Annotated in this window: 22 protein-coding genes and 5 tRNA genes; 16 read left to right on the top strand and 11 right to left on the bottom strand. The window is 70.7% G+C overall.

Annotated elements, in window-relative coordinates; genetic code table 11:
• The first annotated feature begins 14 nt into the window (after nucleotides 1–14).
• The 3 genes from ACRRSS_RS28110 (at nucleotide 15) to ACRRSS_RS28100 (ending at nucleotide 4,301) form a co-directional block, all read left to right on the top strand.
• Complete coding sequence (locus ACRRSS_RS28110) at nucleotides 15–2,336, top strand: polysaccharide lyase 8 family protein (protein WP_435973854.1); 2,322 nt, start codon at nucleotides 15–17, stop codon at nucleotides 2,334–2,336.
• A gap of 163 nt (nucleotides 2,337–2,499) precedes the next feature.
• Complete coding sequence (locus tag ACRRSS_RS28105; protein ID WP_435973853.1) at nucleotides 2,500–4,083, top strand: acyl-CoA carboxylase subunit beta; 1,584 nt, start codon at nucleotides 2,500–2,502, stop codon at nucleotides 4,081–4,083.
• A 14-nt stretch (nucleotides 4,084–4,097) separates the two neighbouring features.
• Complete coding sequence (locus tag ACRRSS_RS28100; RefSeq protein WP_351907304.1) at nucleotides 4,098–4,301, top strand: acyl-CoA carboxylase subunit epsilon; 204 nt, start codon at nucleotides 4,098–4,100, stop codon at nucleotides 4,299–4,301.
• Between the two features lie 193 nt (nucleotides 4,302–4,494).
• Here the strand turns inward: ACRRSS_RS28100 and ACRRSS_RS28095 are convergent, their stop codons facing one another.
• From ACRRSS_RS28095 to ACRRSS_RS28060, 8 genes are all read right to left on the bottom strand, one after another.
• On the bottom strand, nucleotides 4,495–5,076 hold the full coding sequence (locus ACRRSS_RS28095) for a GTP-binding protein (protein WP_015036414.1): 582 nt from the start codon (nucleotides 5,074–5,076) through the stop codon (nucleotides 4,495–4,497).
• Nucleotides 5,057–5,608, bottom strand: coding sequence for a DUF742 domain-containing protein (locus ACRRSS_RS28090; RefSeq protein ID WP_435973852.1), 552 nt, complete (start codon nucleotides 5,606–5,608; stop codon nucleotides 5,057–5,059). Before ACRRSS_RS28090 ends, ACRRSS_RS28095 begins: the two co-directional genes overlap by 20 nt.
• 108 nt (nucleotides 5,609–5,716) lie before the next feature.
• Nucleotides 5,717–6,130, bottom strand: coding sequence for a roadblock/LC7 domain-containing protein (locus tag ACRRSS_RS28085; protein ID WP_317877038.1), 414 nt, complete (start codon nucleotides 6,128–6,130; stop codon nucleotides 5,717–5,719).
• A gap of 7 nt (nucleotides 6,131–6,137) precedes the next feature.
• Nucleotides 6,138–9,452, bottom strand: coding sequence for a nitrate- and nitrite sensing domain-containing protein (locus tag ACRRSS_RS28080; RefSeq protein ID WP_435973851.1), 3,315 nt, complete (start codon nucleotides 9,450–9,452; stop codon nucleotides 6,138–6,140).
• A gap of 339 nt (nucleotides 9,453–9,791) precedes the next feature.
• Complete coding sequence (locus ACRRSS_RS28075; protein ID WP_055602619.1) at nucleotides 9,792–10,373, bottom strand: GTP-binding protein; 582 nt, start codon at nucleotides 10,371–10,373, stop codon at nucleotides 9,792–9,794.
• On the bottom strand, nucleotides 10,354–10,758 hold the full coding sequence (locus tag ACRRSS_RS28070; protein ID WP_015036420.1) for a DUF742 domain-containing protein: 405 nt from the start codon (nucleotides 10,756–10,758) through the stop codon (nucleotides 10,354–10,356). Before ACRRSS_RS28070 ends, ACRRSS_RS28075 begins: the two co-directional genes overlap by 20 nt.
• Nucleotides 10,759–10,917: 159 nt before the next feature.
• Complete coding sequence (locus tag ACRRSS_RS28065) at nucleotides 10,918–11,331, bottom strand: roadblock/LC7 domain-containing protein (protein WP_015036421.1); 414 nt, start codon at nucleotides 11,329–11,331, stop codon at nucleotides 10,918–10,920.
• A 9-nt stretch (nucleotides 11,332–11,340) separates the two neighbouring features.
• Nucleotides 11,341–15,114: a nitrate- and nitrite sensing domain-containing protein gene (locus ACRRSS_RS28060; protein WP_435973850.1), complete on the bottom strand. Its 3,774-nt coding sequence runs from the start codon at nucleotides 15,112–15,114 to the stop codon at nucleotides 11,341–11,343.
• 569 nt (nucleotides 15,115–15,683) lie between these two features.
• Between ACRRSS_RS28060 and ACRRSS_RS28055 the strand changes: the two genes are divergently transcribed.
• The 9 genes from ACRRSS_RS28055 (at nucleotide 15,684) to ACRRSS_RS28015 (ending at nucleotide 19,690) form a co-directional block, all read left to right on the top strand.
• Entirely contained in the window at nucleotides 15,684–15,884 is a 201-nt protein-coding gene (locus ACRRSS_RS28055) for a hypothetical protein (protein ID WP_435973849.1), read from the top strand.
• A 128-nt stretch (nucleotides 15,885–16,012) separates the two neighbouring features.
• Nucleotides 16,013–16,798: a fumarylacetoacetate hydrolase family protein gene (locus ACRRSS_RS28050; RefSeq protein WP_384898646.1), complete on the top strand. Its 786-nt coding sequence runs from the start codon at nucleotides 16,013–16,015 to the stop codon at nucleotides 16,796–16,798.
• Nucleotides 16,791–18,305, top strand: coding sequence for a glutamate--tRNA ligase (gene gltX / locus ACRRSS_RS28045; protein ID WP_435973848.1), 1,515 nt, complete (start codon nucleotides 16,791–16,793; stop codon nucleotides 18,303–18,305). Before ACRRSS_RS28050 ends, gltX begins: the two co-directional genes overlap by 8 nt.
• A gap of 26 nt (nucleotides 18,306–18,331) precedes the next feature.
• Nucleotides 18,332–19,054 (top strand): HAD family hydrolase, encoded by a 723-nt coding sequence (locus ACRRSS_RS28040; RefSeq protein ID WP_435973847.1) that lies wholly within the window; start codon nucleotides 18,332–18,334, stop codon nucleotides 19,052–19,054.
• A 94-nt stretch (nucleotides 19,055–19,148) separates the two neighbouring features.
• Nucleotides 19,149–19,220, top strand: a tRNA-Gln gene (locus tag ACRRSS_RS28035).
• Nucleotides 19,221–19,262: 42 nt separating this feature from the next.
• A tRNA-Glu gene (locus ACRRSS_RS28030) sits at nucleotides 19,263–19,335 on the top strand.
• Between the two features lie 84 nt (nucleotides 19,336–19,419).
• Nucleotides 19,420–19,492, top strand: a tRNA-Glu gene (locus tag ACRRSS_RS28025).
• A 14-nt stretch (nucleotides 19,493–19,506) separates the two neighbouring features.
• Nucleotides 19,507–19,578 (top strand) — tRNA-Gln (locus tag ACRRSS_RS28020).
• 39 nt (nucleotides 19,579–19,617) lie between these two features.
• Nucleotides 19,618–19,690 (top strand) — tRNA-Glu (locus ACRRSS_RS28015).
• Nucleotides 19,691–19,816: 126 nt separating this feature from the next.
• Here the strand turns inward: ACRRSS_RS28015 and ndgR are convergent.
• Nucleotides 19,817–20,533, bottom strand: a complete 717-nt coding sequence (gene ndgR, locus ACRRSS_RS28010) for an IclR family transcriptional regulator NdgR (protein WP_015036427.1) — start codon at nucleotides 20,531–20,533, stop codon at nucleotides 19,817–19,819.
• A gap of 140 nt (nucleotides 20,534–20,673) precedes the next feature.
• Here ndgR and leuC point away from each other — a divergent pair, with 140 nt between their 5' ends.
• From leuC to ACRRSS_RS27990, 4 genes are all read left to right on the top strand, one after another.
• Nucleotides 20,674–22,098: a 3-isopropylmalate dehydratase large subunit gene (gene leuC, locus ACRRSS_RS28005; protein WP_435973846.1), complete on the top strand. Its 1,425-nt coding sequence runs from the start codon at nucleotides 20,674–20,676 to the stop codon at nucleotides 22,096–22,098.
• A gap of 6 nt (nucleotides 22,099–22,104) precedes the next feature.
• Nucleotides 22,105–22,698, top strand: coding sequence for a 3-isopropylmalate dehydratase small subunit (gene leuD, locus ACRRSS_RS28000; RefSeq protein ID WP_435973845.1), 594 nt, complete (start codon nucleotides 22,105–22,107; stop codon nucleotides 22,696–22,698).
• Nucleotides 22,699–22,802: 104 nt separating this feature from the next.
• Complete coding sequence (locus ACRRSS_RS27995; RefSeq protein WP_024755921.1) at nucleotides 22,803–23,030, top strand: hypothetical protein; 228 nt, start codon at nucleotides 22,803–22,805, stop codon at nucleotides 23,028–23,030.
• Between the two features lie 143 nt (nucleotides 23,031–23,173).
• A complete protein-coding gene (locus ACRRSS_RS27990; protein ID WP_435973844.1) occupies nucleotides 23,174–23,875 on the top strand; it encodes an HU family DNA-binding protein in 702 nt (233 codons plus the stop codon).
• Between the two features lie 92 nt (nucleotides 23,876–23,967).
• Here the strand turns inward: ACRRSS_RS27990 and ACRRSS_RS27985 are convergent, their stop codons facing one another.
• Nucleotides 23,968–24,177 (bottom strand): hypothetical protein, encoded by a 210-nt coding sequence (locus ACRRSS_RS27985; RefSeq protein WP_435973843.1) that lies wholly within the window; start codon nucleotides 24,175–24,177, stop codon nucleotides 23,968–23,970.
• A gap of 10 nt (nucleotides 24,178–24,187) precedes the next feature.
• Nucleotides 24,188–24,835, bottom strand: coding sequence for a 2-phospho-L-lactate guanylyltransferase (gene cofC, locus ACRRSS_RS27980; protein WP_435975446.1), 648 nt, complete (start codon nucleotides 24,833–24,835; stop codon nucleotides 24,188–24,190).
• Nucleotides 24,836–24,969: the final 134 nt, after the last annotated feature.

Below are 24,969 nucleotides of genomic sequence, written 5' to 3'. Positions count from 1 at the left end.
CCCGGGAGGCTCCCGTGCCCGTCCCCGCCTGGTCCCGCCGTACCTTCCTCGTCACCGCCTCCGCCGCGGCCGCCGCCCTCGGACTCCCCTCCACCGCCCACGCGGCACAGGACGAGTTCGAAGTGCTGCGGCTCCGCTGGCTCGACCTCCAGCTCGGCTCCGGCTTCGACGCCACCGCCGAGCCCTACGCCTCCCGCCTCGCCGAGACGGGCACGCTCGCGCGCGCCTTCCGCGCCGGCCTGGCCCCCACCGCCACCTCCCTCTGGCCCGACGCCCCCTTCGACCCGCCGGCCGGCGTCACCCAGAGCTACAGCCGCCTCTGGACCATGACCCAGGCCTACGCGCAGCCCGGCACCGGCCTCACCGGCGACGGCGGCCTGCTCGCCGACGTCCTGCGCGGCCTCGACCACCTCGCCGCCACCGTCTACCGGGCGGGCGCCGCGCGCTACGGCAACTGGTGGGAGTGGCAGATCGGCAGCCCGCGCCTCCTCATGGACATCGTGGCCGTGCTCCACCCGCACCTCGGCGCCGAGCGGATCGCCGCCGCGTGCGCCGCCGTCGACCACTTCGTCCCCGACTCCGTGCTCACGCACTACACCGGCACCTCCACCGGAGCCAACCGCGTCGACCTGTGCCGCTCGGTCGCGCTGCGCGGAGTCCTCGGCGCGAACCCCGCCAAGATCGCCCTCGCCCGGGACGCCCTCTCGCCGGTCTTCCCGTACGTCACCCGGGGCGACGGCCTCTACGCCGACGGCTCCTTCGTCCAGCACACCTGGGTCGCCTACTCCGGCACCTACGGCCAGGTCATGCTCGACGGCCTCGGCCGGCTCTTCACCCTCCTCGCCGGGTCCCCCTGGGCCGTCACCGACCCGAACCGCCAGATCGTCCTCGACAGCGTCGAGAAGGCCTACGCGCCCCTCATCTACGACGGCCTGATGATGGACAGCGTCAACGGACGCGCGATCAGCCGAGGTCTCCTCAGGAACGACGACCGGCGGATCATGCGCTCCGACCACTTCCACGGCCAGGGCGTCATCGCGGCCATCGCCCTCCTCGCGGGCGGCGCCTCCGCCGCCGAGCGCGACCGCTGGCACGCGCGCGTGAAGGGCTGGATCCGGCGCGACACCGTCTCCCCGATCCTCACCGCCCGCCAGTTCGGCGTCGCCGACCTCGCCCGGCTGCACGCGGTGGCCGCCGCCCCCGTCCCGGCCGCCCCCGAACCCACCGGCCACCGGCTCTTCCCCGCCATGGACCGGGCCGTCCACCGCCGCCCCGGCTGGGCCGCCAACATCGCCATGGCCTCGGACCGGATCACGTACTACGAGTGCGGCAACGGCGAGAACCCGCGCGGCTGGCACACCGGCGCCGGAATGCTCTCCTGGTGGACCCCGGACCTCGGCGACCAGTACACCGACTGGTTCTGGCCCACCGTCGACCCCTACCGCCTCCCCGGCACCACCGTCTCCACCAAGCCGCTCGCCGACCGGGCGGGCGGCGAGTGGGGCGCGCCCAAGCCGGCCGTGCGCTGGGTCGGCGGGGCCACCGACGGCGAGTACGCGGCCGTCGGCCAGCACCTCAAGGGCCTCGGCTCCACCCTGGAGGCCCGCAAGTCCTGGTTCTGCGCCGCCGACGCGGTCATCTGCCTCGGCGCCGGGATCACCGCGACCGACGGCGTACCCGTCGAAACGGTCGTGGACAACCGCCTCCTCGGCGAGGCCGGCACCCAGGCCCTCACCACCGGCGCGCGCTGGGCCCACCTGGACGGCCACGGCGGCTGGGTCCTCCCCGGGGGGACCGGAGACCTCCGCACCCTGCGCGAGGACCGCACCGGGGCCTGGAGCGACATCAACACCACCAGCTCCACCGAGCGCCGGACCCGTCGCTACCAGACGCTCTGGCTGGACCACGGCACGGACCCGGTCGCCGCCTCGTACGCCTACCTCCTGATGCCGGGCGCCTCCCGGCGCGCGCTCGCGGCCCGCGCCGCCGACCCCGGCTGGCTGCGCGTACTCGACAACACCGCCGAGCGGCAGGGCATAGCCGTCCCCTCCCTCGGGCTGACCGCCGCCAACCTCTGGCAGGCCGGTACGGTGGGACCCCTCACCACCACGGCGCCCGCGAGCGTCCTCGTGCGCCGCCGCCGTTCGGTGCTCGACCTGAGGGTCTCCGAACCGCTCCGTACCGGGCAGCCCCTGGAACTGGTCTGGGACGGCCCGGTCCGCCGGGTGCTCTCCCACGACCCGTCCGTGGAGGTCCTCGCCACCGGGCGCGCGCTACGGCTCCGGATCACGCCGGGCACGCGGGGCGCGACCCACCGGTGTGAGGTCCTGGGCTAGCTCCACCGAGGTCTATGTCGAACCCCTACAAACACAAGGGGTGTCTGGCTGTCGACTCGGGCCGGACAGGTGACGGATCTGTCCGGCCCCACCAGGAATCGACACGCGAGACTGTACGGAGTGGACGGCGGGGTTTTCTTGTCCGACTTCGTAGGGTCGGAACATGACCGTTGTGGACCAGATCCCGAGCGAGCCCACCGACGCCCGTGGCCGAGTGGCCGAGCTGCACGTCCTGCGCGAGCAGGCGCTGAGCGGCCCGAGCGACCGGGCGACCGAGGCTCAGCACGCGAAAGGCAAGCTGACGGCGCGCGAGCGCATCGAGCTGCTGCTCGACCCGGGTTCCTTCAGTGAGGTCGAGCAGTTGCGCCGGCACCGGGCCGTGGGTTTCGGCCTGGAGGCGAAGAAGCCGTACACCGACGGTGTGATCACCGGTTGGGGGACGGTCGAGGGCCGTACGGTCTTCGTGTACGCGCACGATTTCCGGATCTTCGGTGGCGCGCTGGGCGAGGCGCACGCGACGAAGATCCACAAGATCATGGACATGGCGATCGCGGCGGGTGCTCCGCTGGTGTCGCTGAACGACGGCGCGGGTGCCCGTATCCAGGAGGGCGTCTCGGCGCTCGCCGGGTACGGCGGGATCTTCCAGCGCAACACGCGTGCGTCGGGTGTGATCCCGCAGATCTCGGTGATGCTGGGCCCGTGCGCGGGTGGCGCGGCCTACAGTCCGGCGCTGACGGACTTCGTGTTCATGGTCCGCGAGACCTCGCAGATGTTCATCACCGGTCCGGACGTCGTCAAGGCGGTCACCGGTGAGGAGATCACCCAGAACGGGCTCGGCGGCGCCGACGTCCACGCGGGTGTCTCCGGTGTCTCCCACTTCGCCTACGACGACGAGGAGACCTGCATCGCCGAGGTCCGCTACCTCCTGTCGATGCTCCCCCAGAACAACCGCGAGAACCCGCCCACCGTGGCCTCCGAGGACCCGGCCGACCGCCGCTCGGAGGTCCTGCTCGACCTGGTGCCCGCCGACGGCAACCGTCCGTACGACATGCACAAGGTCATCGAGGAGCTCGTCGACGACGGCGACTACCTGGAGATCCACGAGCGCTGGGCCCGCAACATCATCTGCGCCCTCGCCCGCCTGGACGGCCAGGTCGTCGGCATCGTCGCCAACCAGCCCCAGACGCTGGCCGGTGTCCTGGACATCGAGGCCTCCGAGAAGGCCGCGCGTTTCGTGCAGATGTGCGACGCCTTCAACATTCCGATCATCACCCTTCTGGACGTACCCGGCTTCCTGCCGGGCGTCGACCAGGAGCACGGTGGAATCATCCGCCACGGCGCGAAGCTGCTGTACGCGTACTGCAACGCGACCGTGCCCCGGATCTCACTGATCCTGCGCAAGGCCTACGGCGGCGCGTACATCGTGATGGACTCCCAGTCCATCGGCGCCGACCTCACGTACGCCTGGCCCACCAACGAAATCGCGGTCATGGGCGCCGAAGGCGCCGCCAACGTGATCTTCCGCAAGCAGATCGCGGAGGCCGAGGACCCCGAAGCCATGCGGGCCCGCATGGTCAAGGAGTACAAGGCGGAACTGATGCACCCGTACTACGCGGCGGAGCGCGGCCTGGTCGACGACGTCATCGACCCCGCCGACACCCGCCAGGTGCTCATCCGGTCCCTCGCGATGCTCCGTACCAAGCACGCCGACCTGCCGTCCCGCAAGCACGGCAACCCGCCTCAGTAAGAGGAGTCAGCCACGTGACCACCCCTGCCAACCTTCTCCGAGTGGAGAAGGGCAACGCCGACCCCGAGGAACTCGCCGCCATCACCGCGGTCCTCCTCGCCCGCGCCGCCTCCCGGTCCGACGAGGACCCGGCGGCGGGCCACCACGGCCGCACCCCGGCCGGCTGGCGCCGTCTGGAGCGCGAGCACGGCTTCCGCGCGCCGCACAGCTGGCGCTGAACCGCACGAAGGCCCCGTCGGCGCCCCTGAGGCCCGACGGAGCCACGGAAGGGCCGGACCCCGGTGTGACCCGGGGTCCGGCCCTTTCCGCTGCCCGGACCCCCGAGCGGCCGGGACGGCGTGCGCGGGAACGCCGAAGGCCGCGCTCCCGGCGGGGGAGCGCGGCCTTCGGTACGGGGACGCCGGGGGACGGCTACCGCAGTCGTGCCATGAGGGCGTGCTCGACGAGCGTGATGAGGGCGCTCTTGGCATCCGCGCGGTGGCGGGCGTCGGTGGTGATGATGGGGGTGTCGGGGCCGATCTGCAGAGCCTCGCGCACTTCCTCGGGCTGGTAGGGCTGGTTCCCGTCGAAGCCGTTGAGGGCGATGACGAAGGGCAGGCCCGAGTTCTCGAAGTAGTCGACCGCCGGGAAGCAGTCGGCGAGGCGGCGGGTGTCGACGAGGACGACGGCGCCGATGGCGCCGCGGACCAGGTCGTCCCACATGAACCAGAAACGGTCCTGCCCGGGGGTGCCGAACAGGTACAGGATCAGGTCCTGGTCCAGGGTGATGCGGCCGAAGTCCATGGCGACGGTCGTCGTCGTCTTGTCGCCGGTGTGCGTGAGGTCGTCGATGCCCGCGGAGGCGGAGGTCATGACGGCTTCGGTACGCAGCGGGTTGATCTCAGAGACGGCGCCGACGAACGTGGTCTTGCCCACGCCGAAGCCACCCGCCACCACGATCTTCGCGCTGGTGGTTGAACGGGCCGCGCCGCCGCTAGAGCTTGCGAAGTCCACTGAGCACCCTTTCGAGCAGTGTCACGTCTGGCTGACCGCCGGCGGACTCGTCGCCGCCCGGCTGGTGGATGGCGACGAGTCCGGCCTCGGCCAGGTCGGCGACGAGGATTCGGGCGACGCCGAGGGGGATGGAGAGAAGGGCCGAGATCTCCGCGACCGACTTGATCTCGAAGCACAGCCGGCAGATCCGCTGGTGCTCGGGCAACTGCCCCTGCAGCCTGGACGGATCGGCGGTCGTGCTGACCAGCGCCTCGATGGCGAGCTGGTAGCGCGGCCGGGTCCGGCCGCCGGTCATCGCGTAGGGACGCACCAGCGGGTTGTGCCCGCCCGAACTGCTGGAACCCGCGGCGGACTGGGCGCGCGAGGCGCCTTGTCCACCCGCGGCCGGAGCGTGAGGCTGCCGGTAGGGCTGCGACACACCCTGTCTGCTCGGGGTGGAGGGAAAGTTGAACCGGTTCTGCGCGGGGTCGCCAAGCGGCGCCTGGTGCGCGTCATAACCGTTGTAGGGGCTTGCGCCCGGTGGTGTTCCCATGTCTCCTCCTCCGACTGCGTCGCGGTCCATGTCCCTTGGAACCGCGCCACCGCACCTTACGGGGCGGTGGCGCGAAACGCACTGTCTGTCTGTTGGTTGAGAGAACTTCTAGTTGAGAAGGCTTCCCTGAAGCTCCGCCCGGAGGTCGGGGGTCAGGACGGTGCCCGCGCGGTCCACGAGCAGCGCCATCTCGTACCCCACGAGGCCGATGTCGGCCTCCGGGTGAGCGAGCGCGGCCAGCGAGGAGCCGTCCGAGATCGACATGAGGAAGAGGAAGCCGCGCTCCATCTCCACCACGGTCTGGTTGACCGCACCACCCTCGAAGATCCGGGACGCGCCCGCGGTCAGCGAGGTCAGTCCGGAGGCGACGGCCGCCAGCTGGTCGGCGCGGTCCCGGGGGAATCCCTCGGACATCGCCAGCAGGAGTCCGTCGGCGGAGACCACCACCGTGTGCGACACCCCAGGGGTGTTGTCCACGAAGTTGGTGATCAACCAGTTCAGATTCTGCGCCGCCTGGCTCATGCTCACACTAACGCTCCTGGTTGTAGGTACTGCCCGGGCCGAGGCCCGATCCGTTCGTGTCCGTTCCCGCGCTGCGTCCCTGCTGGACGCCCCGGCGCAGGTTGCTCAACCTGCCCCGGACGTCCTCGGGTGCGCGGGAGACCTGGGGGCCGCCCTGCGGGGTCTGCTCCGCCGTGCCCTCGACCAGGTTGGCCTTCGGGACCCTGCGGGGAAGACCGGACGAGGTGACCCCGCCCGCCTTCGGGTCCTTGAGCTTCCCGGCCCGCTGCCAGCGCTCGTCGTTGGTCGAGCGCCAATCGTCGGGACCGGCGGCTTCGTTCTGCTGCTCCTGCGCCGGCTGCGCGGGCTCGACCGGCTGCGGTGCCTGCTGCTGCGGCGCCTGCCGGTTCGGCGGGGCGACGCTGCCGCGGCGCGGCAGACCGGCGTCGGTCAGCGCGTGACCGGCGTCCGGGGCGGCACTCGGGGTCGGACCCGGACGGTCGAAGCCTACGCGGTCGGGGGCCTGTTCGGGAGCGCCCGGAGCAGATTCCGATTCCGCTCCGTACTGCTGCTGGTAGCCGCCCTGGTACGCGCTCTGGTCCTGCCACTCGCCCTGGTGGGACTGGGCATCGAACGCATTGCCGTACTGCTGGTGTTCGGTTTCCGAAGCTTCGTACGAAGGTTCCGCATAGCCCTGCTGCGGGTACGCCTCGTACCCCTGCTGCGGGTACGCGTAGCCCTCCTGCTGCTGCGGGAAGCCGGTCCCGTACTCCTGGCCGTACCCCTGCGCCTGCTGCGGCTGCTGCTGCCCGTACTCCTGCGCCGGGGCGTACTGCTCCTGCGGGTACTCCTGGGCCTGCTGCGGCTGCTGCTGCCCGAACTCCTGACCCTGCGCGTACTCCTGGGCCTGGCCCTGCTGCGCGTACTCCTGGTCCTGCCCGTACTCCTCCGCCCGCGGCTCCGCCTCGTCGCGGAAGAGCGGACGGTCACCGCCCTGCGCCTGGGCCTCCAGGGCGGCGCGCCGCCCCTCGCGCTTGAGCGAACGGTCGACCGGGTCGACCGGACGCTCCTCCTCGGCCGGCTGCTCGTAACGCGAGTCGTCGAAACCGAGGTCGGCGGCGGTCAGCATCTGCTGCTGCTGCGGCGGTGCGCTCTCGAAGGCGCTCCGCTGCTGCTCGGGAATGATCTGGGAGACGGTGAAGTCGGCCTGGACCGGCTGCTCGCCGCCACCGCCGTGCGTGATCGCGTCCGGCAGCATGACCAGCGAGGTCGTGCCGGCCTGCTCGCCCGAGGGGCGCAGCTGGACCCGGATGCCGTGGCGGTCGGCGAGCCGGCCGACCACGAAGAGGCCCATGCGCTGCGAGACGGCGGCGTCGACGGTCGGCGGGTTCGCCAGCTTGTGGTTGATGTCCGCGAAGTCCTCGGCGGTGAGGCCGATGCCCTTGTCGTGGATCTCGACCATCACACGGCCGTCGGGGAGACGGGTCGCGGTGACGCGGACCTTGGTCTGCGGGGAGGAGAACGTGGTGGCGTTCTCCAGGAGCTCGGCGAGCAGGTGCACGAGGTCGGTCACGGCCTGGCCGTGGATCTCGGCCTCCGGGACGCCGGCGAGCTCGACGCGCTCGTACTGCTCCACCTCGGAGGAGGCGGCGCGCATGACGTCGACCAGCGGGACCGGCTGGTCCCAGCGGCGGCCCGGCTCCTCGCCGGCGAGGACGAGGAGGTTCTCGCCGTTGCGGCGCATACGGGTCGCCAGGTGGTCCAGGCGGAAGAGGTTCTCCAGCTGGTCCGGGTCGGCCTCGTTGTTCTCCAGGTCGGTGATGAGGGTCAGCTGGCCCTCGATCAGCGACTGGTTGCGGCGCGAGAGGTTGGTGAAGATCGCGTTGACGTTGCCCCGGAGCATGGCCTGCTCGGCGGCGAGCCGGACGGCCTCGCGGTGGACCTGGTCGAAGGCGCGGGCGACCTCGCCGATCTCGTCCTGCGAGTCGATCGGGATCGGCTGCACACGGGTGTCGACGCGGCCCGGCTCCGTGCGGGAGAGCTGGTCGACCAGCATCGGCAGACGCTGCTCGGCGATGCCGAAGGCGGCGTTGCGTAGCTCGCGCATCGAGCGGCTCATCTGGCGGGCCATCATCCCGGCCAGGATGAAGGCGGCGAGCAGGGCGACGACGACGATGCCGCCGATGACCCAGGCGTCCGTCTTGGCCTCGTCGGAGATCTTGACGGCCTCGGCGACGGCCTTGTCGACCAGGGCCTTCTCCACCTCGGAGTAGCCGTCGAACTTGGCGGTCGCGACGGCCATCCAGGTCTCGGCCGTGATGCCCTTGGACTTGAGCGCCGCGAGGCTCTCGGGGTCCTTGGTGGAGCCGATCGCGGAGGCCACGCCCGAGTAGACGGAGCCGTCCTTGCCCTTGGGCAGCTCGACGCCGGCGGACTGCATCTGCTTGGCGCCCTCGGCGGCCTTGGCCGCCATGACCTTCTTCATCAGCTCGACGTCCTCGGGCATACCACCGGAGGCGAACTCGCCGAGGGCGATCTGCTCCAGGTAGTTGTACGAGTTGAACGCCACGGACTGCTGGGCGAAGACGGCTTCCTGGCGGCTGGGCCGGACCAGGAGCTGGGTGCCGATGGAGCGCTGGAGCGACTCGGCGCCCTTGGCGAGCTGGACGGCGTAGACGCTGCGGCCGTAGGCCGTGATGTTGCCGGTGCCGAGGCCGAGCTCGTTGGAGAACTCGGTGAGGTAGTGCTGGACGCCGGTGTACCCGAGCTGGGTGTTCACCGGGTCGAGGGCACGGGTGTACGCGGCCTTGCGGAGCGCGTCGAGCTTCGGCTCCTCGTCCCTGAAGAGGCGCAGCCGGCGCTCAAGGCCCTGGCCCGAGGGCAGGTTCTTGGCGGCCTCGTCGAACTTCAGCCGGGCGGCGTCGGTCGCGGCGTACGCCCGCTGGACCTCGTCGGCCTTGCGGTCCTGGGCGGTCTTCGCGGCCAGCAGGGGCCCCGCGGTGAGGTCGCGCTCGTTGAGGAGGGCGGTGCTGTACTCCGAGGCGGCGCTCACGATGAGCGCCGTCTTCTCGGCGTCCTGCGCCTCCTGCCAGGTGTCGATCGCTCCCTTGACCTGGAAGCCGCCCATGACGAGGCCGACGAGCACGGGTATGAGGAGGATCGCGTTCAGCCGGGTGGGCACCCGCCAGTTGCGGGGCGACAGCTTGCTGGAGCTTCCCTTGCCGGCCGCCGCGGCGGGCGGCGGTGTGACGGGCACGTCCGCGGGCCACACGGCTGTGCGCGACGGCGGCGTGAAGTTGCCCCGCGTCTCCTGCTCCGCGGAGCTTTCCTTGCTTCGCCTCACTCGACCAACAACCTCTCGGCGTCGGCACCTACGTTGTGCCGGTGTTTCGTTCAGGGCCGTACTACTCGGGAGTTCATGAATTGCAGCACGTGAAGGGTGCCGGTTCCAAACAGTGGGAACCGACCGCTTTCAGTGGTCCAGGCCTCGCATAAAACGGGCATAAAGAGCGAGCCCCGCCAAATGGCGGGGCTCATGTGAGCGCAGTGACACCGATCGGATGCATCGGGTGTCCGAGGCGCCCCAATTCTCTGTCGAAACGTTATGAACGCACGGGCGGCCGTGTCGAAGGACACAGACCGCCCCTGGCGGAGGCATATGACAACCGCCCCGACCGATCCGCTACTTGAGCCGGGCCATCAGAGCGTGCTCGACGAGCGTGATGAGAGCACTCTTGGCGTCCGCGCGGTGGCGGGCGTCGGTGGTGATGATGGGGGTACCGGGACCGATCTGAAGGGCCTCACGGACCTCCTCCGGCTGGTACGGCTGGGATCCGTCGAAGCCGTTGAGGGCGATGACGAACGGCAGACCGCTGTTCTCGAAGTAGTCGACCGCCGGGAAGCAGTCGGCGAGGCGGCGGGTGTCGACGAGGACGACGGCCCCGATGGCGCCGCGGACCAGGTCGTCCCACATGAACCAGAAACGGTCCTGACCCGGCGTGCCGAACAGGTACAGGATCAGGTCCTGGTCCAGGGTGATGCGGCCGAAGTCCATGGCGACGGTCGTCGTCGTCTTGCCACCGGTGTGCGTGAGGTCGTCGATGCCCGCCGACGCCGAGGTCATGACGGCCTCGGTACGCAGCGGGTTGATCTCGGAGACGGCGCCGACGAACGTGGTCTTGCCCACGCCGAAGCCACCCGCCACCACGATCTTCGCGCTGGTGGTTGAACGGGCCGCGCCGCCGCTAGAGCTTGCGAAGTCCACTGAGCACCCTTTCGAGCAGAGTCACGTCCGGCGTGCCGCCGGTCTCTCCGTTGCCCGGCTGGTGGATCGCCACCATGCCGGCCTCCGCCAGGTCGGCGACGAGGATCCGGGCGACGCCGAGCGGCATGTTGAGCAGCGCCGACACCTCGGCCACCGACTTGACCTCACGGCACAGGTGGCAGATCCGCTGGTGCTCCGGGAGGAGCGTGGCGAGGTGCGCCGGGTCGGCCGTGGTGCTGACCAGCGCCTCGATGGCGAGCTGGTAGCGCGGCCGGGTCCGGCCGCCGGTCATCGCGTACGGACGCACCAGCGGCTGGTCGCCCTCGTGTCCGTACTCGTCGACTGAGGCGCCGTACGGATCGTGAGAGGCGGGGGGCGGGGTCATGAATCCTCCGGGCGTGACAGCAAACTCTCTGCCGTCTGATGGGGCCGGTGGGGGGCCGGATGGGGCGGCCGGACGGTGAACGGTGCCCAGGGCGGTACGGAGGGGCGTACCGCCCTGTCGATCTGTCGTACGTGGGGTATGTCCGGAAAGCGGAACCGACTAGTGGAGCAGGCTGCCCTGGAGCTCCGCGCGGAGGTCCGGGGTGAGGACGCTGCCGGCCCGGTCGACCAGCAGCGCCATCTCGTAGCCCACCAGGCCGATGTCGCACTCGGGGTGTGCGAGCACGGCCAGCGAGGAACCGTCGGAGACCTGCATGAGGAAGAGGAAGCCGCGCTCCATCTCCACCACGGTCTGTGCGACGGGGCCCCCCTCGAAGATCCGGGACGCGCCCGCGGTCAGCGAGGTCAGTCCGGACGCGACCGCCGCCAGCTGGTCGGCGCGGTCGCGGGGGAATCCTTCGGACATGGCCAGCAGGAGTCCGTCGGCGGAGACCACCACCGTGTGCGACACCCCAGGGGTGTTGTCCACGAAGTTGGTGATCAACCAGTTCAGATTCTGCGCCGCCTGGCTCATCGCGTTCAACTAACGCTCCTGCTGATGGTTCGGACCGAGGTCGATGCTACCCGTGGTCGAGTTGCCCGCCTGTCGGCCCTGCTGGATGCCGCGGCGCAGATTGGTCAGCCGGCCGCGGACGTCGTCGGGTGCACGCGAGACCTGGGGGCCGGCCGTGTGGGCCTGCTCCTGTGCGGTCCCGGGTACGAGGTTGGCCTTCGGCACGCGCCGGGGGAGGCCTGAGGTGGTGACACCGCCGGCCGCGGGCTTGCGCACCCGCTCGGCCTGGCGCACCAGCTCGTCGTTGGGCGAGGTCCGCCAGGCGGCCCCGCCGTTCTGGCGTCCGCCGTCGGTGGCCGGGTCAGCGGCCGGACGGGGAGCCGGAGCGGACGGCTGCGGCGCGGCCGGGGCCTGCGCCTGCTGCTGTGCCTGCTCCTGGTGGAACCAGTTCGTCTCAAGGGTGTCGTACAGCGGGGTACGGCCGTCGCCCGCACCGGCCGGCGGCAGCGCCTCCGGACGGCGCGGCTGCTGGAGCTGCGGCTGCTGCGGCTGCTGCGGCTGGACCGGCTCGGGGCGCGGGGCACCGAAGTCGCCGCTGCCGCCACCGGTGCGCTGACGCGGGGCCGGCGGCTGCTGAGCCTGCGGCACGTACGGCTGCCGGCCGAACTGCTGCTGCTGACCGCCCTGGTAGCCCTGCTGCTGCGGGGACGCCTGCTGTGGCGCCTGCTGCTGGGGGCTGTTGAAGTCGGGGCGCGCGAACTGTCCGGTGGAGCCGGGGCCCTGCGGGGCGCCGAAGTCGGGGCGCGGGAACGCCGCCGTCGACGCCGGGTCCGCGGAACCGCCCTGGTAGGCCTGCGGGGCCTGGGGCTGCTGCGGGCGGCCCTGCTGGGGGCTGTTGAAGTCGGGGCGCGCGAACTGTCCGGTGGAGCCGGGTCCCTGCGGAGCCGGGAACCGGCCCGTGGTGTCCGGGTCCTCGTGACCGCGGGGGGCGTCCAGCGGGGACATCTCCTGCTGCGGCCGGCGGACCGGCTGCTGCCCCTGCTCGTTGCCCCAGCTCGCGGCCTGCGGGCGCTGCTGCTGGGGGTTGCCCCCCGGCAGCTCGGCGCGCGGGAACTCGTACCCACCGGTCTGGTTGCCACCGGGGGCCTGGCCCTGCTGGCCCTGCTGCTGCGTGCCGGGACCGGCCTGCGGGCCGCCCTGGCTGCCCCACACGTCCGTACGGGACGGGATGGCGCTCGCGGCGCCACCGATGAGGCCGCCGCCGGGGCCCGGCCGCAGCGGGTCGTTGCCCTGCGGGGCCTGGGGCGCCTGCGGGATCTGCGGCAGCTGACCGGTCCGGTCCAGCTGGGCGTTCTGCGGCTGCGGGGTGCGGGACTGCGGGGCGCCCTGCGGGCCGCCGTCGCGGGCGGGCAGCGCGGCCCGGGGACCGCTCGTACCGACCTGACCGCGCGGAGCACCCGCGCCGAGCAGGCCGCCCGACGGCGCACCGCCCTGGCCCGGACGTCCACCGCCGGGGCCACCGGCCGCGCCGGGACCGGCGGGGAGCCGGCCGCCCGGGGCGGAGGCACCCGGCGGCATCGCGCCCTGGCCGCCGGCGCCCGGCTTGGGCATCGGCTTCTTGCCGCCCTGGGCGACGTCGACCGGCAGCATGACGAGCGCGGTGGTGCCGCCCGAGTCGGAGGGACGCAGCTGGATGCGGATGCCGTGTCGCAGGGACAGGCGGCCGACCACGAAGAGACCCATGCGGCGGGAGACCGAGACGTCCACGGTGGGCGGCGAGGCGAGCCGCTCGTTGATCGCGGCGAGGTCCTCGGGGGAGAGGCCGATGCCGGTGTCGTGGATCTCGACGAGCACCCGGCCGTCGGGCAGGGCGTGACCCGTGACCCGGACCTTGGTCTGCGGCGAGGAGAACGAGGTGGCGTTCTCCAGCAGCTCGGCGAGGAGGTGGACGAGGTCGTTGACGACCCGGCCGGCGACCTCGGTCGCGGGGACCGAGGCGAGTTCGATGCGCTCGTACTGCTCCACCTCGGAGGCGGCGGCACGCAGGACGTCGACCAGCGGGACCGGGCGGGTCCAGCGGCGGCCCGGCTCCTCACCGGCGAGGACGAGGAGGTTCTCACCGTTACGGCGCATACGCGTCGCGAGGTGGTCGAGCTTGAAGAGCGAGGAGAGCTGGTCCGGGTCGGCCTCGCGGGACTCCAGTTCGGAGATGAGCGAGAGCTGACGCTGGATGAGGCCCTGGGAGCGGCGCGAGAGGTTGGTGAACATCGCGTTGACGTTGCCCCGGAGGAGGGCCTGCTCGGCGGCGAGACGGACGGCCTCGCGGTGCACGTCGTCGAAGGCCGCGGCCACCTGGCCGATCTCGTCCCGGGAGTGCACACCGACGGACTCGACGGAGGTGTCGACGTCCTGCGGGTCGGACTCGGAGAGCTGCTTGACCAGCTCGGGCAGGCGTTCCTGGGCGACCTTGGTCGCGGTGTCCTGGAGCCGGCGCAGCGAGCGGATCATGGACCGGGCCACGACGAAGGCGCCGATGAGCGAGACGCCGAGGACGAGGAGGATCAGCGCACCGTTGATGATGGCCTCGCGCTGCGACTCCTGCCGCAGCTCACGGGCCATGGTCTCCATGTCGCCGAGCAGACCGCGCTCGATGCGGTTCATGGCGGTGATCTTGGTGCCGTACTCGTCCGTGAAGTTGAGGTGACCCCGCCTGGGGCCGCTCTTCATGGCGTCGTCCATGTTGAGGACGCGCTCGGCGTACTTCTCGGCGGCGGTGATCGACGGGTTGCCGGTGTTGAGGGACGCGGTCCGCTCGTTGGCGTCACCACCGGTCGACTCGTAGATCGCCTGGAAGGACTTGAGCTCGACGCCCTCGGAGTTGAGCGCGGCCTCGCCGTAGAGGCGGTCACCCTGCTGGATGTCTCCGGAGGTCCGGTCGCTCGCGGGCAGCGCCGACGCGATGATCGCCTGCTGGATGGAGGCGTACTCCTTGGCGGACGAGAAGGCGGCGAGCGCCCGGGTCCGCTTGATCATCTCGGGGTTGCTGGTGGCCTGGGCCATGTCCTGGGACAGGCTGAGCAGCGAGCGGATGAGACGGCTGTACGCCTCGACCGTCACCGAGTGGGAGACGCCCTTCTCGTAGGCGTTGCCCCGGATGGTGTTGAGCTGGATGACCTGCGAGGCGATCTGGCTGACGTTCTGCCGGATGCTGCGCAGGGCCTCGTCGCCCTCGGTGGCCGGGATGTCCTCGGTGGCCTCCAGGAAGGCCTTGTACTCCAGGTCCGTCTTACGGCGCGGGTTGGCGACCTGGTAGTCGCTGACCGGGCGGCCGTTGGCCAGCGGACCCGCGGACAGGTCCCGCTCGGCCTGGAGGGCCTGCGCGAGGTCGGTCGCCTCTCGGGTCAGCTTGGTGAGCAGCTGCATGTGGTCGAGCTGCTCCATGTCCTGGAGCGACTCGCTGATGCGGATGCCGCCCAGGGTGGTCGCGGCGACCACGGGGAGGGTGAGCAGCGCGACCAGGCGCGTCGAGATGCGCCAGTTGCGCAGGGCTATTCGCGAGCCGGCCTCGTTCTCGGCCCGGGGCTTGGTGGGGGTGGCGGACGGCTCGGCGGACGCGGCCGCGGCGCTGGTGCGCCTGCCGCCGTCACCGCCCTCGCCTGACGGTCCCTGACCCTGGTTCGGGGTGTGCGAGGCCGAGGGACCGCGGTCGGTCCCGGCACGCGGTTCCTGCTCCGCCGGAGCATCCGCTCGGCCCTGGCGGGCCTGGGGAGACCCCGAGCCATCCCTCTTGAAACGTCCCTGCACTAGCGTCGCAACCTCTGGACCAGGCGTCCTTCCGGATGAACGGAGAGGACGGTGTCGGCGTCAATCGGGGTGTGTGGAGCACCCCAGGTGGTCGTCGGTGACCGGCGCAGTTCCCCCTTCCCCGCCACTCGGCCGGCGCTGCGTTGCGCCCCCTGCGCGCCGGCTTGAAACCCGCGGCGGTGCGTGGAATTCCAGCACAGTGCCGGATCTCCAACAAGGGCCGCGTGTCGCGCCGGGAGGGTCATGACAACCCGTGCGCGCAGTGTCACCGCATGTAGAAGATGATCAGGGAGGATTCGGGCTTTTCCCCTCCAATGACTCCGCGTACCCGTGTGTCCCAGTCGACATGATCAGGAGCGGAATAGAGCATTCAGTGGCGGAATGTCCCTTTCCGTGACGACGAGAGACGGTCCGTAATGCCCGGATTATGCCGCCTAGGGTGAGCAAACTCACACGATGATCGTTGCCTTAGCCATGCATTCGAAGGGAATCGCATGTTTAGCCTGACGCTTTACACCCCTTCGCGCCCGCACGCGGCGCCCGTTCCGGAACAAGGTCAGGTCACCGCGATGAAGACGACGCCCGGCTCCACGGCCAACCCCCGCCGTTCCACCCTCGTCCACCTCACGGACGCCGCGGACCTCGGCCGGCCCGCCCTGCCCGAGTACGCGGCCGAGCTCCCCGCGAAGACGGCCAACCCCCGCCGCACGATCCTCATGCAGCCCCCGGCCCCCTTCGAGCCCCAGCCGTACGCCGTCGCGTCCCGCTGACCCGCCCCGGGAGCCCACCCGCGTCATCCTTGTCATCGCCCGGCGACACCGCCGGTCGGGCGCCCCCGCGCCGCGTTAGCCTGGAGCGTCAGACTCCAGCCAGTACCAAGTGAGGGGCGACAGCACTCGTGCGCATCGCCAGATTCTCCATCGACGGCAATGTGGCCTTCGGCGCCGTCGAGGGCGAGGGAACCGTCGAATCGGGCGGCCTCGTCCTCGACATCATCAAGGGCATCCCGTACACCGACTTCGAGCTCAGCGGCACCAAGGTCCCGCTGAGCAAGGTACGGCTCCTGCCGCCCGTGCTCCCCAACAAGGTCGTGGCCATCGGCCGCAACTACGCCGAGCACGCCGCCGAACTCGGCAACGAGGTCCCCGACGTCCCCGTCGCCTTCTTCAAGCCCACCACCTCGGTGATCGGCTCCGGCGACGCCATCGAGTACCCCTCCTTCTCCAACGAGCTGCACCACGAGGCCGAACTGGCCGTGGTGATCGGCCGTATGTGCCGCGAGGTCCCGCGCGAGCGCGTCAAGGACGTCGTCTTCGGCTACACCTGCGCCAACGACGTCACCGCCCGCGACGCCCAGCAGCGCGAGAAGCAGTGGGCCCGCGCCAAGGGCTTCGACACCTCCTGCCCCCTGGGGCCCTGGGTGGAGACCGACCTCGACCCGAGCGACCTGACCATCCAGGCCACGGTCAACGGCGAACAGCGCCAGCTGGGTCGTACGAGCGACATGATCCGCTCCATCGAGGACCTGGTCGTCCACATCACCGAGGCCATGACGCTGCTCCCCGGCGACGTCATCCTCACCGGCACCCCCGCCGGGGTCGGCCCCCTCAACGTCGGCGACGAGGTCGCCGTCACCATCGAAGGCATCGGCACTCTCACCAATAGGGTGATCAAGCGTGGCTAACCCGAACTCCCCCAAGCTCTCGGCTCCGCTCGAGCACGGGGGACCCCCTCGCGTCCGTTTCTGTCCCTCGCCGACCGGCAACCCCCACGTGGGCCTGGTCCGCACCGCTCTCTTCAACTGGGCCTTCGCCCGGCACAACGAGGGCACCATGGTCTTCCGCATCGAGGACACCGACGCCGCGCGCGACTCCGAGGAGTCGTACGAGCAGCTGCTCGACTCCCTGAAGTGGCTCGGCCTCGACTGGGACGAGGGCCCGGAGGTCGGCGGCCCGCACGCGCCGTACCGCCAGTCGCAGCGGATGGACATCTACAAGGACGTCGCCGAGAAGCTGCTCGCCGGCGGGTACGCGTACCCCTGCTTCTGCACCACCGAGGAGCTCGACGAGCGCCGCGCCGCCGCCCGCGCCGCCGGCCGCCCCTCCGGCTACGACGGCCACTGCCGCGACCTCACCGCCGAGCAGAAGGCCGCGTACGAGGCCGAGGGCCGCACGTCGATCGTCCGCTTCCGGATGCCCGACGAGCCGATCACCTTCACCGACCTGGTCCGCGGCGAGCTCACCTTCACCCCGGAGAACGTGCCGGACTACGGCATCCTCCGGGCCAACGGCGCCCCGCTGTACACCCTGGTCAACCCGGTCGACGACGCGCTGATGGAGATCACCCACGTCCTGCGCGGCGAGGACCTGCTCTCCTCCACCCCGCGCCAGATCGCGCTCTACAAGGCGCTGATCGAGCTGGGCGTCGCCAAGGAGATCCCCTCCTTCGGCCACCTGCCGTACGTGATGGGCGAGGGCAACAAGAAGCTCTCCAAGCGCGACCCCGAGGCCTCCCTCAACCTCTACCGGGAGCGCGGCTTCCTCCCCGAGGGCCTGCTGAACTACCTCTCGCTCCTCGGCTGGTCGTTCTCGGCCGACCAGGACATCTTCACCATCCCCGAGATGGTGGCGAAGTTCGACATCGCCGAGGTCAACGCCAACCCGGCGCGCTTCGACCTCAAGAAGGCCGAGTCGATCAACGCCGACCACATCCGGATGCTGGACGTGAAGGCCTTCGCCACGGCCTGCGAGCCCTGGCTGCGAGCCCCGCACGCGAACTGGGCGCCCGAGGACTTCGACCAGGCCGCCTGGGAGGCCATCGCGCCGCACGCCCAGACGCGCGTCACCGTCCTCTCGGACATCACGGCCAACGTCGACTTCCTCTTCCTGCCCGAGCCGGTCTTCGACCAGCCCTCGTGGGACAAGGCGATGAAGGGCGAGCCCGCGGCCCTCCTCGCCACCGCCCGCGAGAAGCTCGACGCCGCCGACTGGAGCGACCCCGAGTCCCTCAAGAACGCGGTCCTGGCCGCCGGCGAGGCCCACGGCCTCAAGCTCGGCAAGGCCCAGGCCCCGGTCCGTGTCGCCGTCACCGGCCGCACGGTCGGCCTGCCGCTCTTCGAGTCCCTGGAGATCCTGGGCAAGGAGAAGTCCCTGGCCCGCGTCGACGCGGCTCTGGCCAAGCTCACCGCCTGACCCCCGCCGCGCGGTACGGTCGGTCCATGACCATCCGCGCGGTGCTGTGGGACGTCGACGACACGATCTTCGACTACGCCCGCGCCGACCACGTCGGCATGAGCGCGCACCTGACGGCCGAGGGCCTGGTGGACGGATTCGACTCCGTCGACCAGGCCCTCCGTCGTTGGCGGGAGCTGACCGCGCTCCACTGGCGCCGCTTCGAGGCCGGCGGGGTCGACTTCCAGGAGCAGCGGCGGGAGCGCGTCCGGGACTTCCTCGCGCTGCCGGAGCTCACCGCCGCGGAGGCCGACCACTGGTTCGACCGGTACGTCTCCCACTACGAGGCGGCCTGGGAACTCTTCCCCGACACCGTCCCCGTCCTGGACCTCCTGGCCGATGACTATCGTCACGGGATCCTGTCCAACTCCAGCCTCCACAACCAGGAGCGCAAGCTCCGGGTCCTGGGCGTGCGGGACCGCTTCGAGGTCCTCCTCTGCGCCGCGGAGCTCGGGGTGGCCAAACCGGCCCCGGAGGCCTTCCACGCCGCCTGTACCGCCCTTGACCTGCGTCCGGACGAGGTCGTGTACGTGGGGGACCAGCCGGACATCGACGCCCGGGGCGCGGTGGAGGCGGGGCTGCGGGGCGTCTGGCTGGACCGCGCGGGCACCGGCGGCAGGCCCGAGCTGAACCGGATCACGGACCTCCGCCAGCTCCCCGCCCTGCTCGGCGGGCATACCCGTTTTGGAGCACCGTCCACCTTCGGGTAATGTTCTTCCTGCGCCGAGGGGAACAAGCCGAAAGGCAAGAACCCGGAAAGCGCAAGCCGAGCAAGATCCTCCCTGGTGGGGGACGCTGCCCCGGTGGCCTATGGTGTAATTGGCAGCACGACGGTTTCTGGTTCCGTTAGTCTTGGTTCGAGTCCAGGTAGGCCAGCTCGCAGAGCTTTATCTGCAAATCGTGGATGGCATCCACAAAGCCCCCGTTGTGTAGCGGCCTAGCACGCCGCCCTCTCAAGGCGGTAGCGCCGGTTCGAATCCGGTCGGGGGTACAGATCCATCCTGTAGATCACTTGGGTAGCTCCCGGTGGATCTACGGTGACATCACCCGGTTCCGACCGGGTGGGATCGCTAGGGCCCCCGTTGTGTAGCGGCCTAGCACGCCGCCCTCTCAAGGCGGTAGCGCCGGTTCGAATCCGGTCGGGGGTACGGTGTAACCACCATGGCCTATGGTGTAATTGGCAACACTACGGTTTCTGGTACCGTCATTCTTGGTTCGAGTCCAGGTAGGCCAGCTCGCAGAGCTCATCTGCACCGCGGATCTGATCCGCAGGGCCCCCGTTGTGTAGCGGCCTAGCACGCCGCCCTCTCAAGGCGGTAGCGCCGGTTCGAATCCGGTCGGGGGTACGAGACGAAGAAGCCCTTCCCTTCGGGGGAGGGCTTCTTCTCTGTTCCGCGCGCCACGCACAACTCCGGCCCACCGCTGCGGCGTTGAAGCGGTGGGCCGGGACGAACAGAGGGAGCGGGAGAACGTCAGCCGGTGCGGCGGAGCGCCTCGGAGAGACGGGCGGCGGCGTCGATGACGGCCTGGGCGTGCATACGGCCCGGGTGGCGCGTCAGACGCTCGATCGGCCCGGAGACCGAGACGGCGGCCACCACGCGGTTCGACGGTCCGCGCACGGGCGCGGAGACGGACGCGACGCCCGGCTCCCGCTCGCCGATCGACTGGGCCCAGCCCCGGCGTCGTACACCCGACAGGGCCGTCGCCGTGAAGCGGGCGCCCTGGAGGCCGCGGTGGAGCCGCTCCGGCTCCTCCCAGGCCATCAGGATCTGCGCGGACGAGCCGGCCTTCATCGTCAGCGTCGAGCCGACCGGGACGGTGTCCCGCAGGCCCGAGAGGCGCTCGGCGGCCGCCACGCAGATGCGCATGTCGCCCTGGCGCCGGTAGAGCTGGGCGCTCTCGCCGGTGACGTCGCGCAGATGCGTGAGAACCGGGCCGGCGGTCGCGAGCAGGCGGTCCTCGCCGGCCGCGGCGGCGAGCTCCGCGAGGCGCGGTCCGAGGATGAACCGGCCCTGCATGTCACGCGCCACCATCCGGTGGTGTTCCAGTGCCACGGCGAGACGATGTGCCGTGGGTCGTGCGAGTCCCGTCGCCGCGACCAGTCCTGCGAGGGTGGCCGGACCGGACTCCAGGGCGCTCAGGACAAGGGCTGCCTTGTCGAGAACGCCTACGCCGCTAGAGTTGTCCATGAAACGATATTCGCGTCTCACTCTGTGAAACGCAAGTTCAATTTCCCGAGGAACTTGTCACTCTGGTGAGGCGGCCGCACAACGGCCCGCGAAACGGGTCTCTAGTTGTGCCGGCGTAGACGTCGGCCGGAGGGAAAGCGATGGGTAGGACACTCGCGGAGAAGGTCTGGGACGACCACGTCGTCCGGCGCGCCGAGGGCGAGCCCGACCTCCTCTTCATCGATCTGCACCTGCTGCACGAGGTGACCAGCCCCCAGGCCTTCGACGGTCTGCGCCAGAACGGCCGGCCGGTGCGGCGTCTCGACCTCACCATCGCCACCGAGGACCACAACACCCCGACCCTCGACATCGACAAGCCGATCGCCGACCCGGTCTCCCGCGCACAGCTGGAGACCCTCCGCAAGAACTGTGCCGACTTCGGCGTCCGCCTGCACCCGCTGGGCGACGTCGAGCAGGGCGTCGTCCACGTGGTGGGACCGCAGCTGGGCCTGACCCAGCCCGGCACCACCGTCGTCTGCGGCGACTCGCACACCTCCACGCACGGCGCCTTCGGCGCGCTGGCGTTCGGCATCGGCACCAGCCAGGTCGAGCACGTCCTCGCCACCCAGACGCTGCCCCTCGCCCGCCCGAAGACCATGGCCATCACGATCGACGGCGAGCTGCCCGAGGACGTCACGGCCAAGGACCTGATCCTGGCGATCATCACCAAGATCGGCACCGGCGGCGGCCAGGGCTACATCCTGGAGTACCGCGGCTCCGCCATCGAGAAGCTCTCGATGGAGGCCCGGATGACCATCTGCAACATGTCGATCGAGGCCGGCGCACGCGCGGGCATGATCGCCCCCGACGAGACCACCTTCGCCTACCTCAAGGGCCGTGCCCACGCGCCCGAGGGCGAGGACTGGGACGCCGCCGTCGCGTACTGGAAGACCCTGAAGTCGGACGAGGACGCCGTCTTCGACGCCGAGGTCGTCGTCGACGCGGCCTCGCTGGCCCCGTTCGTCACCTGGGGGACCAACCCCGGCCAGGGCGCGCCGCTTTCGGCGAACGTCCCCGACCCGGCTTCGTACGAAGACGCTTCGGAGCGCCTGGCCGCCGAAAAGGCCCTGGAGTACATGGGGTTGACCGCCGGACAGCCGCTGCGCGACATCAAGGTCGACACCGTCTTCGTAGGCTCCTGCACCAACGGCCGCATCGAGGACCTGCGCAACGCCGCCGGTCTGCTCGAAGGCCGCAAGGTCGCCGACGGCGTCCGCATGCTGGTCGTCCCCGGCTCGGTCCGGGTCGCCCTGCAGGCCGTCGAGGAGGGCCTGGACAAGGTCTTCAAGGAGGCCGGCGCCGAATGGCGGCACGCGGGCTGCTCGATGTGCCTGGGCATGAACCCCGACCAACTGGCGCCGGGAGAGCGTTCCGCGTCCACCTCCAACCGCAACTTCGAGGGCCGGCAGGGCAAGGGAGGCCGGACCCACCTGGTCTCGCCCCAGGTCGCCGCCGCCACCGCCGTCCTGGGCCATCTGGCCTCCCCGGCCGATCTGTCCGACGCCGTCACCACCGCGGGGGTCTGAGGAACCATGGAAGCTTTCACCACGCACACCGGCCGGGCCGTCCCGCTGCGCCGCGGCAACGTCGACACCGACCAGATCATCCCCGCGCACTGGCTGAAGAAGGTCACCCGCGACGGCTTCGAGGACGGTCTCTTCGAGGCCTGGCGCAAGGACTCCGAGTTCGTCCTCAACCGCCCCGAGCGGCAGGGCGCCTCCGTCCTGGTCGCCGGCCCCGACTTCGGCACCGGCTCCTCCCGCGAGCACGCCGTCTGGGCGCTCCAGAACTACGGCTTCCAGACGGTGATCTCCGCCCGGTTCGCCGACATCTTCCGCGGCAACTCGCTGAAGAACGGCCTGCTGACCGTGGTCCTGCCGCAGGAGACGGTGGACGCCCTCTGGGAGCTGACCGAGGCCGACCCCACCGCCGAGATCACCGTCGACCTGGAGCGGCGCAAGGTCCTGGCCGCCGGGATCGACGCCGACTTCGAGCTCGACGAGAACGCCCGCTGGCGGCTCCTGAACGGACTCGACGACATCAGCCTCACCCTTCAGAACGAAGCCGACATCGCGGCCTACGAGGCGGCACGACCGGCCTTCAAGCCCCGTACAATTACGGTCTGAGCAGCGCTTTTCCAAGACTGCGCCCCCCACCGCCCGGTGGGGGGCGCAGTCGCTTGTTGAGACCCTGTCGGGCGACAACTCGCCCTAGATGGCACAATCGGTGCATGGAACGCGACAGCCAACTCGAGCTCTACGAGTCAGTCGCCGCCCGATTGAAGGAAGCGCACACAAGAGTGCGCTCACTGCAAGTCCCGGAGGGCGTAAGGATGGCGCTGTCCCGGAAGCTGCTGGTCGTGACGGCCGCGGCGAAGCACGATCTCAAGGACGCGGCAGCGCGTCTGGACCGGTTGATGAAGGACCTCGACGAGGGCCGATTCCCAGAGGACGACTGACACCAAGAACTCCGCAACGGCTCTTCCGCGTTGCGGCACTAGGGTGATTAGCCCGTTTCGTGTTTGATTTGCGGTATATACATGCCTAACGTGCGAAAAAGCTTGAACACTTTCGTTCTGGCAATGTCTCCGAAGGGGAAGACGTGAACAAGGCGCAGCTCGTAGAAGCGATTGCCGACAAGATGGGCGGTCGCCAGCAGGCCGCCGAAGCCGTCGACCACGTGCTCGACGCCATCGTGCGCGCCGTGGTCGGGGGCGACCGGGTCTCGGTGACGGGTTTCGGCTCGTTCGAGAAGGTCGACCGTCCGGCCCGCTACGCCCGCAACCCGCAGACGGGTGAGCGGGTGCGGGTCAAGAAGACCTCGGTCCCGCGCTTCCGTGCCGGTCAGGGCTTCAAGGACCTGGTCAGCGGCTCGAAGAAGCTTCCCAAGGGCGGCGAGGTCTCCGTCAAGAAGGCCCCCAAGGGCTCCCTCACGGGTGGCGCCTCCGCGACCGTGAAGAAGGCCGCCGCGAAGAGGGCCTCCACCGCCAAGAAGGCCGCCGCGAAGAAGGCGACCCCGGCGAAGAAGACCACCACGGCCGCCGCGAAGAAGGCGACCCCCGCGAAGAAGGTCACGACGGCGGCCGCCAAGAAGGCGACCCCCGCGAAGAAGACCGCCACGGCCGCGGCGAAGACGACGTCCGCCGCCGCCAAGAAGACCACCACGGCCGCCGCGAAGAAGGCCACCAAGGCCACGGCCAAGAAGACCGCGCCGGCCGCGAAGAAGGCCACGGCGACGAAGGCGCCCGCCAAGAAGACGACGGCGCGCAAGACGACCGCCAAGAAGGCCGCCGCCAAGAAGTAGGGCGAGCGGTAGACACCCGCCGGGCCGGGCTCCCACCGGGGAGCCCGGCCCGCGGCGCGTCCGGGGACCCCCTGGGCCCGAGGGCCGTGGGGTCAGAAGGTCTGGAGCGTCACGAGCGTGATCCGCGGGCCGGCCCCGGACGTGCCCGGCTCGGTCTCGATCCGGACCCGCTGCCCCGGCCGCAGCAGCCGCAGCCCGCCCGCCGCGAAGGCCTCCGTCCCGAACTCCACGGGGGTGCCGTCGTCGAGCAGCACACTGCCGCTGCGGGTCTCGGGGTCGTACGTGAACGCGGTCGCCTGCATGGACCGCAGCCTATCCGGCCGCGGACAGCCACCGGGCGGCCGTCCGCGGGCCGAGCCCGAGGGTCCCGGCCACCGCGAGATCCTCACCCGTGTCCACGTCCTGCCGCACGGAATCCACCCCGGTCAGCGTGATTTCCACCGCGCCCGAAGACAAATGCCGAAGCCTCGACGCGCCTCCGAATGCCGGTTCCAATTCCACCCCCGGACCCGCCGAGAGGAATGTCGTACCTATTTCGGCGGCATCCGCGAGAAATGCTCTGGAAAAATTTCGGGCCGCGTCGAGGACCCGGGTCAGCTCCTCGGACCGCAGCGCCGGAAGATCCGCGTTGAGCGCCGCCACGCGTGCCCGGGGCCGCCGGGACCGCACGGCACGGACCCCGTGCGCGAGCGCCGCGTTGAGCCCCGCCGCCGGGGTGTCCGGGACGATGCGGGCGCCCAGGGCCGCCAGGGCCGCGGCGGCCGCGGGATCGTCCGTGACGACCGCCACATCCCGTACCCGCGGGCAGTTCAGCACCGCGCCCACCGTGTCCTCCGCGAACGCCAGCGCGAGCCGGGGGCGCAGCCGGGCCCCGGCCGCCGCGGCCAGTCTGCTCTTCGCCAGGGCCAGGGGCTTCAGGGGGACGACCAGGGACCAGCCGTCGTCCGCGTCCGTACGCATCGGGTTCATCGGCTTCATTCTGTCCCGCCCAGGCGGTCCTCCCCAGGGCCCGGGGCGTACGGTGTCACTCGACAGACCAGGAGCACGGGGCGACACTTGACCCCCTGCCAGCCAATCCCGGAGAAAGGTGTCCG

Origin of the sequence: Streptomyces sp. Qhu_M48 (assembly GCF_051305195.1) — a bacterium.
In the GTDB taxonomy this organism is placed as follows: domain Bacteria; phylum Actinomycetota; class Actinomycetes; order Streptomycetales; family Streptomycetaceae; genus Streptomyces.
Note: the sequence above shows the minus strand (reverse complement) of the source record. Positions and strands in the feature narration are given on the sequence as shown.

What these genes read in the sequence shown, in the direction of transcription:
- ACRRSS_RS28090 (WP_435973852.1), bottom strand. Translation starts at nt 5,608, where the DNA reads ATGGGAACACCACCGGGCGCAAGCCCCTACAACGGTTATGACGCGCAC.
- ACRRSS_RS28085 (WP_317877038.1), bottom strand. Translation starts at nt 6,130, where the DNA reads ATGAGCCAGGCGGCGCAGAATCTGAACTGGTTGATCACCAACTTCGTG.
- cofC (WP_435975446.1), bottom strand. Translation starts at nt 24,835, where the DNA reads ATGCGTACGGACGCGGACGACGGCTGGTCCCTGGTCGTCCCCCTGAAG.
- ACRRSS_RS28040 (WP_435973847.1), top strand. Translation starts at nt 18,332, where the DNA reads ATGACCATCCGCGCGGTGCTGTGGGACGTCGACGACACGATCTTCGAC.
- ACRRSS_RS28055 (WP_435973849.1), top strand. Translation starts at nt 15,684, where the DNA reads ATGAAGACGACGCCCGGCTCCACGGCCAACCCCCGCCGTTCCACCCTC.
- ACRRSS_RS28070 (WP_015036420.1), bottom strand. Translation starts at nt 10,758, where the DNA reads ATGACCCCGCCCCCCGCCTCTCACGATCCGTACGGCGCCTCAGTCGAC.
- ndgR (WP_015036427.1), bottom strand. Translation starts at nt 20,533, where the DNA reads ATGGACAACTCTAGCGGCGTAGGCGTTCTCGACAAGGCAGCCCTTGTC.
- ACRRSS_RS28105 (WP_435973853.1), top strand. Translation starts at nt 2,500, where the DNA reads ATGACCGTTGTGGACCAGATCCCGAGCGAGCCCACCGACGCCCGTGGC.
- ACRRSS_RS27995 (WP_024755921.1), top strand. Translation starts at nt 22,803, where the DNA reads ATGGAACGCGACAGCCAACTCGAGCTCTACGAGTCAGTCGCCGCCCGA.
- ACRRSS_RS27985 (WP_435973843.1), bottom strand. Translation starts at nt 24,177, where the DNA reads ATGCAGGCGACCGCGTTCACGTACGACCCCGAGACCCGCAGCGGCAGT.
- leuD (WP_435973845.1), top strand. Translation starts at nt 22,105, where the DNA reads ATGGAAGCTTTCACCACGCACACCGGCCGGGCCGTCCCGCTGCGCCGC.
- leuC (WP_435973846.1), top strand. Translation starts at nt 20,674, where the DNA reads ATGGGTAGGACACTCGCGGAGAAGGTCTGGGACGACCACGTCGTCCGG.
- ACRRSS_RS28065 (WP_015036421.1), bottom strand. Translation starts at nt 11,331, where the DNA reads ATGAGCCAGGCGGCGCAGAATCTGAACTGGTTGATCACCAACTTCGTG.